The organism is Lysinibacillus sp. FSL P2-0066 (assembly GCF_037969495.1).
GTDB classification, from domain to species: domain Bacteria; phylum Bacillota; class Bacilli; order Bacillales_A; family Planococcaceae; genus Lysinibacillus; species Lysinibacillus boronitolerans.
Window position 1 is genome coordinate 1532100 of record NZ_CP150202.1, and the last position, 15826, is coordinate 1547925.

Here is a 15826-nt window from a genome sequence, read left to right on the forward strand (position 1 = left end):
TCTATAGGAATTAGAATGATTGAACAATACTATTATTACTATTACAATGATAGTTATAAACTATGATAGGGCGTGATCCATGTGGAAATACGGCATCTGCATTATTTTATGGCAGTCTGTGAGGAGCTACATTTTACAAAAGCTGCTGAGAAACTTGGCATCTCTCAGCCAACATTAAGCCAGCAAATACGAGTGCTGGAGGATGAGCTAGGAATGCCATTGTTCGATCGTATTGGCAAAAAAATTGTTGTGACTGAGGCAGGCTCCCTTTTGTTTAGCTATACGACAGAGGTATTTAATACATTACAAAATGTCAAAGATTCGATTAAAGATTTACAGGCGCTTGAAGGGGGACAAATAAGTATTGGCATCATGCCATCTGACCTTGATTATCGGATCACACAGCTTGTGATAGATTTCCATCAAAAGTTTCCAAAGGTAAAATTAAAGATACTTGCTTCCATCGATATTATGCGGCAGGTTCTCGAAAATGAAGTGGATATCGGTATTGGGACGAATGTTGAATCAGATGATCGATTGGTCATTATCCCTTTATGTAAAGAAGAATATGTACTAACCGTTTCAAAGGAGCACCCATTGGCAAAGCAAACAGTGATCCCAATTGCTGAATTAGAGGGCCTTCCTATGGTGATGTATCCAGAAGGCTTTCTTGGTAGAGAGGTTGTAGAAGAGGCTGTAAAAAAGCATGGTTTTCATCTCCATTCTATTCTTGAGACAAGCTCTGTCACGTCCATTCTGAATCTTGTTCGAGCCAATATTGGTGTAACAGTGCAACCCTATCCTTTGCTCCAACAAATGAATGATCCTACATTGTGCAGTATACGTATTTCAAATGGTGCTCCAAGCCGTAGCTTATCCATTATTTACCGCGTAGATCGCTATGTCAGTCAGGCAACAACAGCTATGATTGAGCAAATTAAACATTACTTTAAAAGCAAATAGGAATAACAAAAAGGAAGATATAAAAATATGTTCCTTTTTTTGGAGCGTTCACATATACTATTTATAAACCGACAGTCAGTCTATTTCTGTAGGGCAAGACCAAGAAGCTTGTAAAGCCTCAACTTGCGCCTACATTTTTTTAACACATTAAATGACCGACTGTCGGTCTAAGAATAGTAAGGGGTGTTTTTTATATGGAAATGCTAGTCAAAGAAAAAGGCTTTTCGAAAGATTTTATCATTATGGTAGTGGGGCAGATTATTTCTATTTTGGGCTCTGCGCTTTTAAGATTTGCTCTTTCACTTTTTGTTTTAGATATAACAGGACGGGCAGATCTTTTTGCTGTACTTTTTGCAATTTCAAGCCTACCTGTTTTACTTACACCATTTGGTGGTGCTCTAGCAGATCGTTTTAATCGACGAAATCTAATGGTCCTATTTGATTTTATCAGTAGTGGCATTGTATTGATTTTTTTTATTGTATTACTAACAGACAATCATTCTGTACTATGGATTGGCTTGGTTATGGTGCTTCTTTCATTCATTAGTGCAATGTACACGCCAGCTGTAATGGCTAGTATTCCGCTATTAGTTAGCGAACAAAAGCTTGAGCAGGCTAATGGGATCGTCAATGGGGTCCAGGCATTAGCAGGAGTGACAGCACCTGTGCTAGGGGGGATACTATATGGAATGCTTGGCCTCAAACTTCTCGTCATAGTAAGTGGTTTATTATTTTTCTTTACGGCTATTGTAGAAATGTTTATGACAATCCCATTTGTGAAACGTAGCTATGATGGTCATTTGATGCCGACCTTAATCAAAGACATGAAAGAAGGTTTTACTTATGTGGTGAAGCAAACTTTTATTTTAAAATGTACGCTACTTGCTGCTTTATTGAATTTACTATTGACTCCACTTTTTATCGTTGGTGTGCCTATTATTCTTCGTGTCACGATGAAAAGTAGTGATACATTGTATGGAATAGGAATGGGCATTATTGATTTTGCGACGATTTTAGGCGCGTTAACAATGGGTTACTTTGCAAAAAAGCTGCATATTCACACCCTCTATATTTGGGTATTGGTGTCAGCCTTTTTGGTAATTCCCATGTCTATGGCTGTGCTCCCTCGCGCACTTCAAATTGGCTATTATCCCTCGTATAGCTTATTTATTGGCTGTGCTCTTATCATTGCGATGATGATGACGATCATCTCCATTTACGTAATAACCCTTGTCCAAAAAGAAACACCCAATGAACAATTAGGGAAGGTCATGGCGATTATGATGGCAGTATCACAGTGTATGGCACCACTTGGGCAAATGGGGTATGGGTTGTTATTTGAGTTCTTTCAAGGCAACATCTATATACCAGTCCTTATGATATCTATGTGTGTATTATTATTAGCCTTCGTAACGAAAAAAATATGGCGATTGGAGGCTAAATAAATTGCTAGAACAAAGAAAACCACCTTTTCATTGGTAGTTTTCTTTGTATAGCAATACTTAGCTAAAATCTTCGGGTTCTACGCTGAGGCCTATTTCTGCTGGTATTAGTATTGGAAGGAAGGGCTGGAAACAGTAGTGTTGGCATATGTTGTGTATTATCTCCTATATGAAAAGTAATGGATTCCTCTTCAGTAGGTGAGTCTACCCTTTCTTCCTCATGTGATGAGTGTTCTACCGCATTTAATAGTGGTGCTGAAGATTCGCTATGATGGGTAGTACTTGTCGTGCTCGTAGGATTTGTGGGAGCTGTTGCTTCTTGATGTGTTGCTGGATGTTCTACTGCTACATGCGGCTGCTGGACAGCATGGACGTCTTTCATAACGAGAATGGGTCGCATCATATCATGATCCTCATGCTCTAGGAAATGACAATGCCACATATAATTCCCGATATGATCTTTCCAATGCATAATAATTTTCGTCACCTTTCCAGCGTCAGCCTTCACCGTATCCTTCCAACCTCGCTCATAGTCTCTTGGTTCTTCAGGCGGCCCTGTAAATTGAACGATGCCTTCATTTTGATAGATATCTAAATCAAACGGCCTTCGTTCCAGAATTTTAAATTGAATGAGATGCAGGTGAATAGGATGGATAAAGGGTGTCGCATTAATAAAATTCCAAATTTCCACACTATCTAAAGAAGGTTTTTCCGTTGCCGGATCATGGTACATACGATCATTTAATAGCAACATAGGTCGCCCAAACTCATCGGTAGTCGCCGTCAATGGTAGTTGTCTTTCAATATGTGCATGGTGTGGATGTAGATCCATAGAAACGGCAAGTCTTTCTGGAATATCACTTGTATCTCCACATTTCAAAGGCACAGTTACTCGAAACTGCATAATCACGTTTGTATGTTCATCACTAAAATCGGTATCAGTATTAAGTAAGGTAATTTCCTGTCCAGCACAGCTTGAAAAATCGATAATGACATCCGTACGTTCAGCTGGTAGCAACTCGACAGATTGAATAAGTTGTGGGGCTGGTAAGAAACCACCATCTGTACCAATTTGAAACATTGGCTGATCATTTGACAGACTGATGACATAGCCACGTCGATTAGAGCCATTTAGAAAACGAAATCTATATTTACGTGGCTCTACATCTAAATAAGGCCATAGTTTTCCGTTAACCACTATCGTATTGCCAACAAAGCCTGGTGTGATAGAGGGGTGAACGGGCACGGGAAAGGGGGGTTCATCAGGATAAAACAATGAGCCATCCTCATTAAATGATTTATCTTGTATTAAAATCGGATATTCATAGTCGCCACATGGTAAGTTAGAGCGTTCCTCAAGGGCATCCCTGAGTAAATAAAAGCCTGCTAATCCTGCATATACATTTAAACGTGTTAAAGCCATGGCATGGTCATGATACCACATGGTAGTGCCAGGCTGATGGTTCGTATATTCATGTATTTCCTTATTAAATTTTGGACCAGTATGCCGATAGTCTCTTGTGTACCATGCTTCAGGATGGCCATCACTCTGCCAATCCACATTGGCACCATGTAAGTGAGTAACTGTTCTTACTTCTTGTGAATCGTTGGCAGCATGAAGTGTAAAATCTACTGGCAAAAAGTGCTGTAAGGGCAGCTGATTTTTATATTTCACATAAATCGTTTTATCTTTAGAAGCTTCGATGGTTGGTCCTGGGTAAAGCCCATTGTAGCCCCAAATTAATGAGTTTGGAAAATGCTTATGAAAACGATGCTGGCCTTCCATCATGACCAATTCGTAATAATCATTCTTCTGTTGCCCTCTGCTGTATTTTGGTTTGGCGATCATTGGTTTTGGAAGTTCATCTACAAATTTTGGAATCGTTGCTGGATCAGAAGGGTTAATTTGCATACTCACAACATCACGTCCCTTTTCGATACTAAAAAAGCTAATTGACTCATCATATGGGTAAAAACAACAGGTAACGGGGACAAAAATGGAGAAAAATGTGTAAAGAACATAAAAAATTTAACTACATATTATGGGAATAAAATGATTCATTTTAAAGCAAACAGATGTAAGGTTTTTAAACAATCATCACAAGAGATGTATGCGTTGTAGGTAATAGTTGGTATCTTACGAAAAAGGCGGACGAAGTGAATAAATATGTCTTATAATTGAGAAAGCACAAAGTAAACTGGATGATATGGAGCATGGAGAAGTGGTGAAACGGTGGAATTAACATTAGAAGAATTAAATAAAACGATAATGGAGATGCGCACAAAGGGGTATTTAACGGAAGCACTAAAGCTTGCTGATCAAGGTCTTTTAGTCGCATTAGAGAGCAATAACTATCCATATGCTATGGATTTGTACTATCAAAAAATATTAGTTCATCATTCTTTAGGTGACACATTAAGCATGGTCAGCCTAATTCATGAGTATGAGGCCATTTGTCAAGATTATGGTACGACAAAAGATTTAATGCAGTATCATTTAGTGATGTCCTTAATCTATGATTTAGTTGGCATCCGTGAAAAAACGGTGGAGATGACAAAAAAATCTATCGCCTATGCACAGGAGCTACAAGATCCTATCATGCTTGTTCGCTGTCATAATAATCTGTGCTATTTAGAGGTAGAGAAGGGCTGTACAAAGGAAGCACTTCAAGCGGGGCTATTAGCTAGAGAGTATAATAAATCCTTAGCTAGAACAATGCCTGATCTAGCAAAATTACATGATATTCGTATTAATAATAATTTAGCAGATGTGTATATTTTAGAAGGGGATTTTATAACGGGGAAGGCATTGCTGGACAGGACGTTATCTTCTGACATTATTCATCACCATAAACGAGAAAAGGTAGCGGCATTGTTTGGCTACGGTTTTTTATTTGAAAAGCAACAAAAGCTTGAAGAAGCCGTATTCTATTATAAACAAGCCATAGATCTTGCCCAATCTTATGGAGATAAGCCTATTACAAAAAAAGTGATGCGCTTACTCTTAAATGTATTGTATCAATTGGATTGGCGAGATGAAATTTTTGATGTACAGCGTGAATATATTGATCTCTCGGAAAAAATGAGTGTTGCAAATTTATTACAACAAGTAATGAATTTGGAATTTAAGCGACAAAAGGAAAAGCTTGAGAAAAAAGCGCATTATGATCCATTAACAGGCGTTTTAAATCGTCATTTTTTAGATTATGAGCTACAGGAATGGCTCAATGCAGCCGAAATAACGCAATCCTATGTATGTATTACGGTTTTGGATGTCGATTATTTTAAACTATTTAACGATACGCATGGTCATTTATTTGGAGATATGATTTTACAGCTTTTAGCTAACAGCTTGCAGGATTTTTTACAGGATGAAGATGTGAAAATTATTCGTTATGGTGGAGATGAATTCATCCTTTGTTTCAGGCATTCGCAAAAAGACTATATCAAAACATTGGTCCATAACACACATGCCTATTTGCTCTCACTAAAGCTCGAACAAGAACAGCAAAGCTATCCTTTACGTGTCAGTATGGGGGCTTGTGTGAATAATCAGAAAAACTATCAATACAAGGAGCTATTTGAGCAAGCAGATAGCTGTTTATACCAAGCAAAAGCGAATGGTCGTGCTAGCTGCGTGCTATACGAATTATCATAATGACAGAGAGGCTGGGACATAACTAGCTTCAATTAGTGAGAAATCCGAATTTGAATGAATTCAAATTCGGATTTCTCTATTTTTATGTAGTCTTCCTATAGATCTTAGCTAATGGCTGTGAATTTTCTTAAATTCACGGCCATTAATGCGAGGCCCATCTCGTTTTCAACCTTCGATTTTCCTCGTACAGAAAATCGGGTGAAACGCAAATTAGCCTTCAAGAATCCAAAAACTGGTTCCACGTCAATTTTACGTTGACGATAAATGGTACTTGTTTTTTCTTCTGAAAGCTTTGCTCGCACATATTCTTTTTGTTCTTCCCACTTCTCATTCACCATTATCTTACGATTATTTCCTTCTTTTGCTTTTGTACACGATGAACGGAGAGGGCATCCGGAACAGTCTTCACATTCGTATATCTTAAACTCACGCTTGAAATCATATTGATCTGTTTTCGTGGTACGATATTTAAATACAAGCTGTTGTTGGTTTGGGCAAGTGTATCGATCATGTTCTTTATCATAATCCCAGTTCGCTGTATTGAATTCGTTGTGCTTATGCTTTTTCTTCTGTTCTTTTAAATACATATTGTACGTGATTAAGGCTTCTCTCTTACGATTCGAAAGGATATCATCATAATTTTGTTCACTGCCATATCCGGCATCTGCGACAATGTGTTTGGGTAACTTAAAATAACGTTGTTCGATTTCATCTAAAAATGGGATTAATGTACGTGTATCTGTTGGGTTCGGAAAAATGCTGTAGGCAAGCACATACTGACCTTCTGTTGCCACTTGTATGTTATAACCTGCCTTCAATTGACCATTTTTCATATAGTCATCTTTCATACGCATAAATGTCGCATCCGGGTCTGTTTTCGAATAACTATTTCGTTCGTCAAAGATTTCGAAGTCTCTTTGATATTTTAGTTTGCGTTCAATATAGTCGATTAATTTTTTCCGAGCTTGCTTTGGGAATTTCCGTTCCGTTCTTAAAGCCTTTCGCTCTGCTACATCTGATGAATCCTCAATTTTTCGATCATATTCAGAAATTACTTCATCTACTTTTTCAACCATTCGAGCGAGGTCTTCCAATGCTAATTCATTTTCATTTTCCCGTTCAATTTCTGGCATGATTTCTTTTTCAAGCAGCTCATCGTAAAGCTGGTTTGACTTTTCAATTAGTCCGTTATGATATTTTTCAATCGACTTTTTCCACACGAATGTAAACTTGTTCGCATTCGCTTCAATCTTTGTTCCATCAATAAAAATAGCTTCCTGGTCAATTAATCCCCCTTGTACCAACTGGCAGCGGAATTGAACGAAGCATTGACGAATTAACTCTTTTACGTCTGGTTGGACACGGAATCGGTTGATTGTGCGGTAGGTTGGTTCATGCCCTTGAGCTAGCCACATCATCCGAATACTGTCTTTTAAAAGCGCTTCAATTTTACGACCAGAAAAGACAGATTGCGTGTAGGCGCATAAGATAATTTTAAGCATCATTCGTGGATGGTAGGCAGGACAGCCCTCATTTCGAAGGAATGGTTCAAACGCTTCAGGCGGGACACTTTCGACTAAATGATGGACATGGAAGGCAATATCATTCTTTTGTAATTTTACTTCTAAATCTAAAGGCAAAACTAATTGATTCATGTTATAATCTTTAAACATAAGGATCCTTCTTTCTGTATAATTTGGTTGTGGTGACTTAATTTTATCAGAAGTGGTCCTTATTATTTATGAAAAAATTTAAAGCCGATGAAATTTTACTAATCGTAAAATTTCATCGGCTTTTTAGTTTAGAGATGGGTTTTGTCCCAGCCCCTTTTTCTTGTGAAAGGACCATGTTTTTTATACCCAAAATGAGGCTTCTATGTGGTGGAATGAAATTTACTGTAGTCATCATTTGAAAACGTTGTTCTAGCAACGTACAATATATGAAATTAAGAAACACGACAGCACAAAATTGTTGTATAATGTTGTGGTATGAGGAAAGAAAGCAGGTTGACAAAATGGAAAGCAAAATGAATGGTTACACAGTTATAGACACACACATGCATCAGCTATGTGTTATGCCAAAACAGCTCGATGTGAAACATAAGGTGAATAGATGAAAAACTGGTTAATTTTCATTTCTGTCTTTATTGTTTCGTTGTCACTTGTCATTAGTATTTTAGTACTCTGGAAAGCCGAGGCTCCGTTCCGTTCAATTGAAGAGCAGGCTGAACAGTTGGCACTCGATGCCAAAGCCCTCGCAATTGTATCGGAGTCCTACACATATAATGGCAAACATTCGTATGTTACTGTGTTCGGGGTAGACGAATACGGTGATAAAAAAGCTGTCTTTGTTCCGACGAATCTAGACGAGGATTCCATTCAGGAAGTGTTATTAGAAGATGGTATTACGGAAAAGCAAGCATTATCGGTTTTTAAAAATGAAGGAAATGTACAAAAAGTCCTCCACATGAAATTAGGCTATGAGGAGCCTGGCGCAGTTTGGGAAATTACGTATTTGAACGACCACGACCAGCTCAACTATGTCTATATTTTGTTTAAGGATGGCGACTGGTGGAAGCGCATTACGAATTTATAAGAGGAGTAGATCCCGAATGAAAAATTTATTAGCAACACGTGTAAAAACTTTAACACCATCTTCAACATTAGCGATTACTGCAAAAGCAAAAGCATTGAAAGAGCAAGGTATTGATGTTATTGGTCTTGGAGCTGGTGAACCAGACTTTAATACACCTCAAAATATTTTAAATGCTGCCATTGATTCAATGGAAAAAGGATATACAAAATATACACCTGCTGGTGGACTTCCAGTTCTGAAAAAAGCCATTATTGATAAGCTTCAACGTGACAATAGCCTTGCCTATCAGCCAAATGAAATCATTGTTGGTGTAGGGGCAAAGCATATTTTATACACGCTATTCCAAGTGATTTTAAATGAGGGCGACGAGGTTATTATTCCAATTCCTTATTGGGTGTCTTATCCAGAACAAGTGAAATTAGCTGGCGGCGTACCAGTATATGTTGAAGGTACACGTGAACAAAGCTATAAAATTACAGCGGATCAACTGAGAGCAGCTGTGACAGACAAGACAAAAGCAGTGATTATCAATTCTCCTAGTAACCCATCAGGCATGATTTATTCTCGTGAAGAGCTAGCAGAACTTGCTGCTGTTGCAGAAGAAAAAGATATTTTAATCGTGTCAGATGAAATTTATGAGAAGCTTGTATACAATGGTATTGAGCATTTTTCAATTGCACAACTTTCTGATGCAGTGAAAGCACGTACAATCGTTGTAAATGGTGTGGCAAAATCTCACTCTATGACAGGCTGGCGTATTGGATATGCTGCAGGTGACGCAGACATTATTAAAGCAATGACTGACCTTGCATCACACTCAACATCTAATGCGACAACAACAGCACAATATGCAACTGTGGAGGCGTATAATGGCTCTCAGGATGCGGTAGAGGAAATGCGTCAAGCATTTGAATCTCGTCTTGAAAAAATTTACCCGCAGCTAAGTGCTATTCCTGGCTTCCATGTATTAAAGCCGCAGGGTGCATTCTACCTATTACCAGACGTTGCAGAGGCTATGGCTCACACTGGCTATGATTCAGTAGATGCATTTGCTGCGGATATTTTAACAGAAGCAAACGTAGCAGTGATTCCAGGCTCTGGCTTCGGTACACCAACTACTATGCGATTATCTTATGCTACATCTTTAGACTTATTAGAAGAGGCAGTCCGTCGTATTGATACATTTGTAAAATCAAAATGGCAAGACTAATCCTTCTAGTCAACTTTGGAGGATTTCTATGAAAAAAATTATGATTAAAGATATGCCACAGCATATCGGTGAAACAGTCAAAATTGGCGCTTGGTTAGCCAATAAACGTTCAAGCGGAAAAATCGCGTTCCTACAGCTACGTGATGGCTCTGGCTTTGTACAAGGCGTTGTAGTGAAAGAAGAAGTAGGCGAAGAAATTTTTGCTACGGCAAAAGGGATGACGCAAGAAACTTCTATGTATGTGATTGGAGAGGTGAAAGCTGACGAACGTTCAAGCTTTGGCTGTGAGCTTGCTATAACTGGTATCGAGGTACTACATGCAGCAACAGATTTCCCAATCACACCAAAAGAACATGGTCCAGAATTTTTAATGGATAACCGTCATTTATGGCTACGCTCTCGTAAACAACATGCCATTATGAAAATTCGTAATGAAATTATTCGCGCTACATACGAATTTTTCAACAACAACGGTTTTACAAAAATGGACCCACCAATTTTAACAGGTTCTGCGCCTGAAGGTACTTCAGAGCTGTTCCATACAAAATATTTTGATGAAGATGCTTATTTATCTCAATCTGGTCAGCTTTACATGGAAGCGGCTGCGATGGCTTTAGGAAAAGTATTCTCATTCGGTCCAACTTTCCGTGCTGAAAAATCTAAGACTCGTCGCCATTTAATCGAGTTTTGGATGATTGAGCCTGAAATGGCATTCGTAGAATTTGAAGAAAATTTAGAAGTACAAGAGCAATATGTAGCGCACATCGTACAATCTGTACTTGCAAACTGCAAATTAGATCTTGAGCGACTTGGCCGTGATACATCAACACTTGAAAACATTAAAGCGCCATTCCCTCGAATTTCTTATGATGATGCGATAAAGCTTTTACACGAAAAAGGCTTCGACGATATTGAGTGGGGCGATGATTTTGGTGCGCCACATGAAACAGCGATTGCGAATTCATTTGACAAACCAGTATTTATTACTTGTTACCCAGTAGGCATTAAACCGTTCTATATGCAACCACACCCAGATCGTGATGATGTTGTATTATGTGCTGATTTAATTGCACCAGAGGGTTACGGAGAAATTATTGGTGGTTCTGAACGAATCCATGACTACGATCTATTAAAATCACGTCTGGAAGAGCATAACCTATCATTAGATGCCTATGCTTGGTATTTAGAGCTTCGCAAACATGGCTCTGTCCCGCATTCAGGCTTTGGTCTAGGGTTAGAGCGAACTGTAGCATGGATTTCAGGCACAGAGCATATCCGTGAAACAATTCCATTCCCACGTTTACTGAACCGCTTATATCCATAAGCTAATCAATTTAAAAGTCGCGTAGTGAACTATCTACGCGGCTTTTCTACTTACTTAAAGAAGGAGTCTGGAGAATAATGAACGTAAATAATCATCGACTCCGTACATGGACTGAGCAGAGAATGATTCCCATTCCTCAGCTTTTTTTTCAGTTTTATAAGGAGTTAAATATGGAGGATGAAGAGGCACTAATTGTCATGCACTTATTAGCCTTTCATATGGAGGAGAATGACTTCCCAACACCTAATGATCTAAAGAACCGTCTCACAATGTCTGACAATGACATTACATCACGTTTGCAGCGATTAATGCAGAAGGGTTTTCTTGAAATTACACGAGATGTTGATGCGGGTGGGAAGCTTTATGAAAAGTATTCCGTATACCCGCTATGGGAGCGCATTTTGCAGATGATCGATATGAAAGAGCAGCAACAAACGGCAGTGACACTTCAACAAGAAGAAGGGGAGATATTCCGTCTTTTTGAAGAGGAAATGGGGCGCCTTTTATCTCCTTTAGAACTTGAAAAAATTGGATGCTGGCTTGATGAGGACAAGCATAGTCCAGCACTCATCAAAGAGGCGCTCAAGGAGGCTGTCTTTGCTGGGAAACTGAGTATTCGCTATATTGATCGCATTTTATTAGAATGGAAAAAGAAAAATATTACAACACCACAAGCAGCACAAAAGCAAAGTGAACAGTTCCGTGAGAAACAGACCATTAACAGAGCACCAGCTCGAACAGTTCAACAAGAAACACAATCAACGGGTAGAGTTCCTTTTTACAATTGGTTGGAAGAAAGAGAATAGGGGGCATCCAGTTTGTTAACGAAAAAACAGTGGGAGCATTGTCTAGAAGAAATGGATCGAATGTTTCCCGATGCACATTGTGAGCTCGTCCATGACAATGCTTTTGAGCTAACGATTGCCACATTATTATCTGCACAATGTACAGATGTACTAGTCAATAAAGTAACGAAAACCTTATTTCAAAAATATAAAACACCAGAAGATTATTTAGCTGTTTCTTTAGAGGAGTTGCAACAGGATATTCGCTCTATTGGCCTTTATCGCAATAAGGCGAAGAACATTCAGGCTCTATGTCAACGTTTACTAGATGAGTACGGTGGCGAAATCCCTGCAACACGTGAAGCATTGGTGACATTACCAGGTGTAGGAAGAAAAACGGCCAATGTTGTGCTGTCAGTAGCCTTCGATATTCCAGCGCTTGCAGTGGATACCCACGTGGAGCGAGTATCCAAACGCCTTGGGCTCTGTCGATGGAAAGATTCGGTGCTTGAAGTGGAAGAAACGATTATGAAGAAAACGCCAATGGACAAATGGTCAAAAACACATCACCAATTAATTTTCTTTGGACGTTATCATTGTAAGGCCCAAAATCCTGGATGCCATACTTGTCCTTTACTCGACGATTGTCGTGAAGGGCAAAAGCGTTTAAAGAAAGGCCTGGTGAAGGAAGCATGAATAGTGAAGCCATTGCAAAAGACAAAGTAGATGCATGGTTTGCCCAATGGACTACACTACAAGCCGCTATCCATACAGCGCATGATGCCAGAAACGGTCTAGCAAAAGGGCTAATGGAAGAAGCTATTGAGCTATTTGAACAACTAGTGCAAGCTGCAGGCGATGAAGTGCTACCCATTAATGGGGTTGAGCGACTAGCCTTTATCAAAGCTAAGCCAGGTCAATATGCATGCTATCGTCAACTAGATGAGCTATTTAAAGAAACGAAAAAGCGCACAGCACGACTGCGGATTCAAGCTAGTAAAAGCTAGAGTAGATGGATAGGACGCGAAAAGTGGCGGATAGACTGTGTAGAGTGAAGGATAGAGTGTAAGAAGTGGCGGATAGAACGTCAAAACTGACGGATAGCCTCCTCAGATCCTTCATTAATAAAAAACCGAGAAGCAGTGAATGAACTGCTTCTCGGTTTTTTTTATTCTGAGCTTTGGTCTTCTTCATTTGGGTTGGTAGGCTCTGTAGGAGGTGTTGGCTGCTGATTACCATCATTATTGCCATTGTTTCCACCATTGCCGTTATTACCATGCCCATTGCCATTACCATGCCCATTATTACCATTATTATTGTTGTTATTGCCGTTATTGCCATTGCCATTATTGTGATTACCTTGATCATTGTCCTCTTGACCAGGATCAATCGGTAAATCAATATCTGGTTCATCTGGATCTTCCGTTTCCAAATCTTCCTCAGAGGTACTTGTAATCTGGAAGGTAGTTGTTCCAGGCTCACTGCGTGTGCCATCTACAATAGCTACGACAGAGATTGTATAATTACCATCTTCAAGCGTGTTGGCAACCGTTAAGCCTTTAGTATCTGCTGTGCCAAGGATAACCGTTTCTCCACCTTCACGTGTGGCAGAAACTTCAAATGAAGTTGGTAATGGTTCATCCGTTTCTGGATTTAGGATGGCATCATGTTCCCAAGAAATATTGATAGACTGTGCTCCTAAATCTAAGCTTGCTGAAACATTATAAGGTGTAGATAATTCTGGCGCCTCATATACCTCAGAAACCTCTGTTGGTTCAGTTCCGCGAACGAATAACTCTGTTTGCCGTAGTTCGCTAGGTGTATAGTCACTTGCCAATCTTAAAGGATTAGAGCCTACTTCCACCGTTGCTTCTACAACAGTACTTGGCTTTTTAAAGCTAGCTGTCTCAACATTCGCTGAAATTTCTTGCATAATCGTCTTAAATAAGTTTTGTGGTAAACGACGTTCTTCCCACGTTGTAATTGGATCAAAGTGTTTTTCATAGCCACTCCATATAGCGATGGAATAGTTAGTTGTGTAACCAGCAAACCATGAATCTGGCACACTTGTATTTGGTAAATTATATTTGTTAAAGTCTTCTGCTGAATAGTTGGTTGTACCTGTTTTACCTGCGATATCTAAGCCAGGCACATTGGCAGCAGTTCCTGAAGCATCAGGCTTATTGCTGACTACATCACGTAGCATGTCTGTTACCATATAGGCCGTATAATCATTCATAGCCACTTTAGACTCAGGTGTATAGTTTTTAGACGTTTTACCATCACGATAAACAATTTTTGTAATCGAATGTGGATCTGTATAGACCCCGTTATTACCGAAAGCAGCATAGGAAGCTGCCATTTGAATAGGAGAGATAGTAATAGCACCACCGCCAATTGCATCTGACTCATAAAGGTTTTCTGTTTCAATTCCTAAACGTCCAACAAATTCCTTGGCTTTGTCAGTGCCTACCTCCTGTAATGTTTTGACAGCTGGAACATTTCGTGAAGCATATAATGCTTTACGTGCAGTCATGGCACCCATATATCTGCCATCCCAGTTTGTGATTGTTTGCTTTGTACCTGTATAATTCATTGGTTCGTCGACAAGTGTTTGACCTGTAGACCATTTTAAATATTCGATTGCTGGCCCATAGTCAACTAACGGTTTCATTGTGGAACCTGGTTGATTATTTGTTAAGTCCTCGGCATAGTTCCAGCCACGTTCTGCACCATATTTACGACCGCCACCAACGGCTTGAATGGCACCTGTTTTTGTATCAACAACCGCCACACCTGACTGAATATCTTCAGTTGGGAAATTACTATCATCATTCATCACATTTTCTACAACTTGTTGAGCATTTGGATCAAGCGTCGTATAGACTTTGATTCCTTCTGCCATTGCCGAACCGTCACCATTATTTTCTAATTCGTTAATAACAACATCAAGGAAGGCATCATATTTGGAACCTGCAAATGATTGTCGTGTTGCGTCATCCGCTAAACCTGATTGAACTTCTGCTTTCTTCGCTTCTTCCATTTCGGCTTTAGTAATTTTTCCATGTTGATACATTAAACCTAAAACAGTATTACGTCTTTTTTTTGCAAGCTCAGGGTTTTTTAATGGATTATACGCATTTGGTCGTTGCACTAACCCTGCTAATAATGCTTCTTCATCTAATGTTAAATCTTTTAATTCTTTACCATAGAAATATTGTGCGGCTGTGCCGAAGCCATAGATACGACCTGACATAAGCATTTTATTGAAGTACATTTCAAAAATTTCTTCTTTTGTATACTTACGCTCTAATTGGAAGGCAAGCCATGCTTCCTGTGCTTTACGCTTTAATTTCTTCTCGTTTTGTAAAAATGAGTTTTTGACTACTTGCTGTGTTAAAGTCGATGCACCTTGCGCACCAAAGCCATCACGGAAGTTTGCTAGAATAGCACCGCCTAGACGATAAAAATCCATACCATGATGCTCAAAAAAGCGTACATCTTCTGTAGCCAGAATAGCATTGATCATATCTTCAGGTATATCTTCATATTTTATATATTTACGGTTTTCAGCACCGATTGTTGCAAATAATTCACCGTTTTTATCGTAGAACTCTGAAGAAACGGGATCTTTCAGTAATTCTTCATCGAGCTCTGGAGCCGAGCTTGCATAGAAGGCAAATAATGCAGCTCCTCCGATTAAGCCTGCTACACCGATTGCTAAGACTGTTAAGAAAATGCGTTTAAACCATGACTTAGCCGATGAGGCTGGTTTCGTTTTTTTCTTTTTATTTTTTTCAGCGAGAGCTTTTTGATGCTCTCCACGTGTTCGACGACGTTCAGTCATTC

The 15826-nt window shown here is 39.2% G+C and carries 12 protein-coding genes; 9 read left to right on the top strand and 3 right to left on the bottom strand.

Annotation, left to right across the window (positions count from 1 at the left end; translation table 11 throughout):
• The first annotated feature begins 81 nt into the window (after positions 1–81).
• Both MKZ14_RS07380 and MKZ14_RS07385 read left to right on the top strand, forming a co-directional pair.
• Positions 82–963 (top strand): LysR family transcriptional regulator, encoded by an 882-nt coding sequence (locus MKZ14_RS07380; protein ID WP_016994297.1) that lies wholly within the window; start codon positions 82–84, stop codon positions 961–963.
• A 194-nt stretch (positions 964–1157) separates the two neighbouring features.
• A complete protein-coding gene (locus MKZ14_RS07385; RefSeq protein WP_339280764.1) occupies positions 1158–2408 on the top strand; it encodes an MFS transporter in 1251 nt (416 codons plus the stop codon).
• Positions 2409–2469: 61 nt separating this feature from the next.
• Here the strand turns inward: MKZ14_RS07385 and MKZ14_RS07390 are convergent, their stop codons facing one another.
• Positions 2470–4317, bottom strand: coding sequence for a multicopper oxidase (locus MKZ14_RS07390; RefSeq protein ID WP_339281010.1), 1848 nt, complete (start codon positions 4315–4317; stop codon positions 2470–2472).
• A 321-nt stretch (positions 4318–4638) separates the two neighbouring features.
• Here MKZ14_RS07390 and MKZ14_RS07395 point away from each other — a divergent pair, with 321 nt between their 5' ends.
• The gene (locus tag MKZ14_RS07395) at positions 4639–6063 is read left to right on the top strand and encodes a tetratricopeptide repeat-containing diguanylate cyclase (protein ID WP_339280765.1); all 1425 of its coding nucleotides are present in this window, start codon (positions 4639–4641) and stop codon (positions 6061–6063) included.
• Positions 6064–6167: 104 nt separating this feature from the next.
• Here MKZ14_RS07395 and MKZ14_RS07400 read toward each other — a convergent pair whose 3' ends face one another.
• Positions 6168–7736 carry an IS1182 family transposase gene (locus MKZ14_RS07400; RefSeq protein ID WP_339280766.1) on the bottom strand — a complete coding sequence of 523 codons (1569 nt, stop codon included), beginning with the start codon at positions 7734–7736 and terminating at the stop codon, positions 6168–6170.
• A 439-nt stretch (positions 7737–8175) separates the two neighbouring features.
• On the opposite strand from MKZ14_RS07400, the gene MKZ14_RS07405 reads away from it, so the two are divergent.
• From MKZ14_RS07405 to MKZ14_RS07430, 6 genes are all read left to right on the top strand, one after another.
• On the top strand, positions 8176–8658 hold the full coding sequence (locus MKZ14_RS07405) for a DUF5590 domain-containing protein (RefSeq protein WP_016994292.1): 483 nt from the start codon (positions 8176–8178) through the stop codon (positions 8656–8658).
• Positions 8659–8674: 16 nt separating this feature from the next.
• Complete coding sequence (locus MKZ14_RS07410; protein WP_016994291.1) at positions 8675–9868, top strand: pyridoxal phosphate-dependent aminotransferase; 1194 nt, start codon at positions 8675–8677, stop codon at positions 9866–9868.
• 28 nt (positions 9869–9896) lie between these two features.
• Positions 9897–11192, top strand: a complete 1296-nt coding sequence (gene asnS, locus MKZ14_RS07415) for an asparagine--tRNA ligase (protein WP_333005871.1) — start codon at positions 9897–9899, stop codon at positions 11190–11192.
• Between the two features lie 77 nt (positions 11193–11269).
• Entirely contained in the window at positions 11270–11998 is a 729-nt protein-coding gene (locus MKZ14_RS07420; protein WP_339280767.1) for a DnaD domain-containing protein, read from the top strand.
• A 12-nt stretch (positions 11999–12010) separates the two neighbouring features.
• Positions 12011–12673, top strand: a complete 663-nt coding sequence (gene nth / locus MKZ14_RS07425) for an endonuclease III (RefSeq protein ID WP_016994289.1) — start codon at positions 12011–12013, stop codon at positions 12671–12673.
• Positions 12670–12984, top strand: a complete 315-nt coding sequence (locus MKZ14_RS07430; protein WP_016994288.1) for a YpoC family protein — start codon at positions 12670–12672, stop codon at positions 12982–12984. Before nth ends, MKZ14_RS07430 begins: the two co-directional genes overlap by 4 nt.
• Positions 12985–13145: 161 nt before the next feature.
• On the opposite strand, the gene MKZ14_RS07435 is transcribed toward MKZ14_RS07430, so the two are convergent.
• A complete protein-coding gene (locus MKZ14_RS07435; RefSeq protein WP_258860635.1) occupies positions 13146–15824 on the bottom strand; it encodes a penicillin-binding protein 1A in 2679 nt (892 codons plus the stop codon).
• Positions 15825–15826: the final 2 nt, after the last annotated feature.

Bases quoted from the DNA above. Each gene is read 5' to 3' on its own strand.
- MKZ14_RS07385 (WP_339280764.1), top strand. From the start codon at position 1,158: ATGGAAATGCTAGTCAAAGAAAAAGGCTTTTCGAAAGATTTTATCATT.
- MKZ14_RS07390 (WP_339281010.1), bottom strand. From the start codon at position 4,317: ATGCAAATTAACCCTTCTGATCCAGCAACGATTCCAAAATTTGTAGAT.
- MKZ14_RS07400 (WP_339280766.1), bottom strand. From the start codon at position 7,736: ATGTTTAAAGATTATAACATGAATCAATTAGTTTTGCCTTTAGATTTA.
- MKZ14_RS07405 (WP_016994292.1), top strand. From the start codon at position 8,176: ATGAAAAACTGGTTAATTTTCATTTCTGTCTTTATTGTTTCGTTGTCA.
- MKZ14_RS07410 (WP_016994291.1), top strand. From the start codon at position 8,675: ATGAAAAATTTATTAGCAACACGTGTAAAAACTTTAACACCATCTTCA.
- asnS (WP_333005871.1), top strand. From the start codon at position 9,897: ATGAAAAAAATTATGATTAAAGATATGCCACAGCATATCGGTGAAACA.
- MKZ14_RS07420 (WP_339280767.1), top strand. From the start codon at position 11,270: ATGAACGTAAATAATCATCGACTCCGTACATGGACTGAGCAGAGAATG.
- MKZ14_RS07430 (WP_016994288.1), top strand. From the start codon at position 12,670: ATGAATAGTGAAGCCATTGCAAAAGACAAAGTAGATGCATGGTTTGCC.
- MKZ14_RS07435 (WP_258860635.1), bottom strand. From the start codon at position 15,824: ATGACTGAACGTCGTCGAACACGTGGAGAGCATCAAAAAGCTCTCGCT.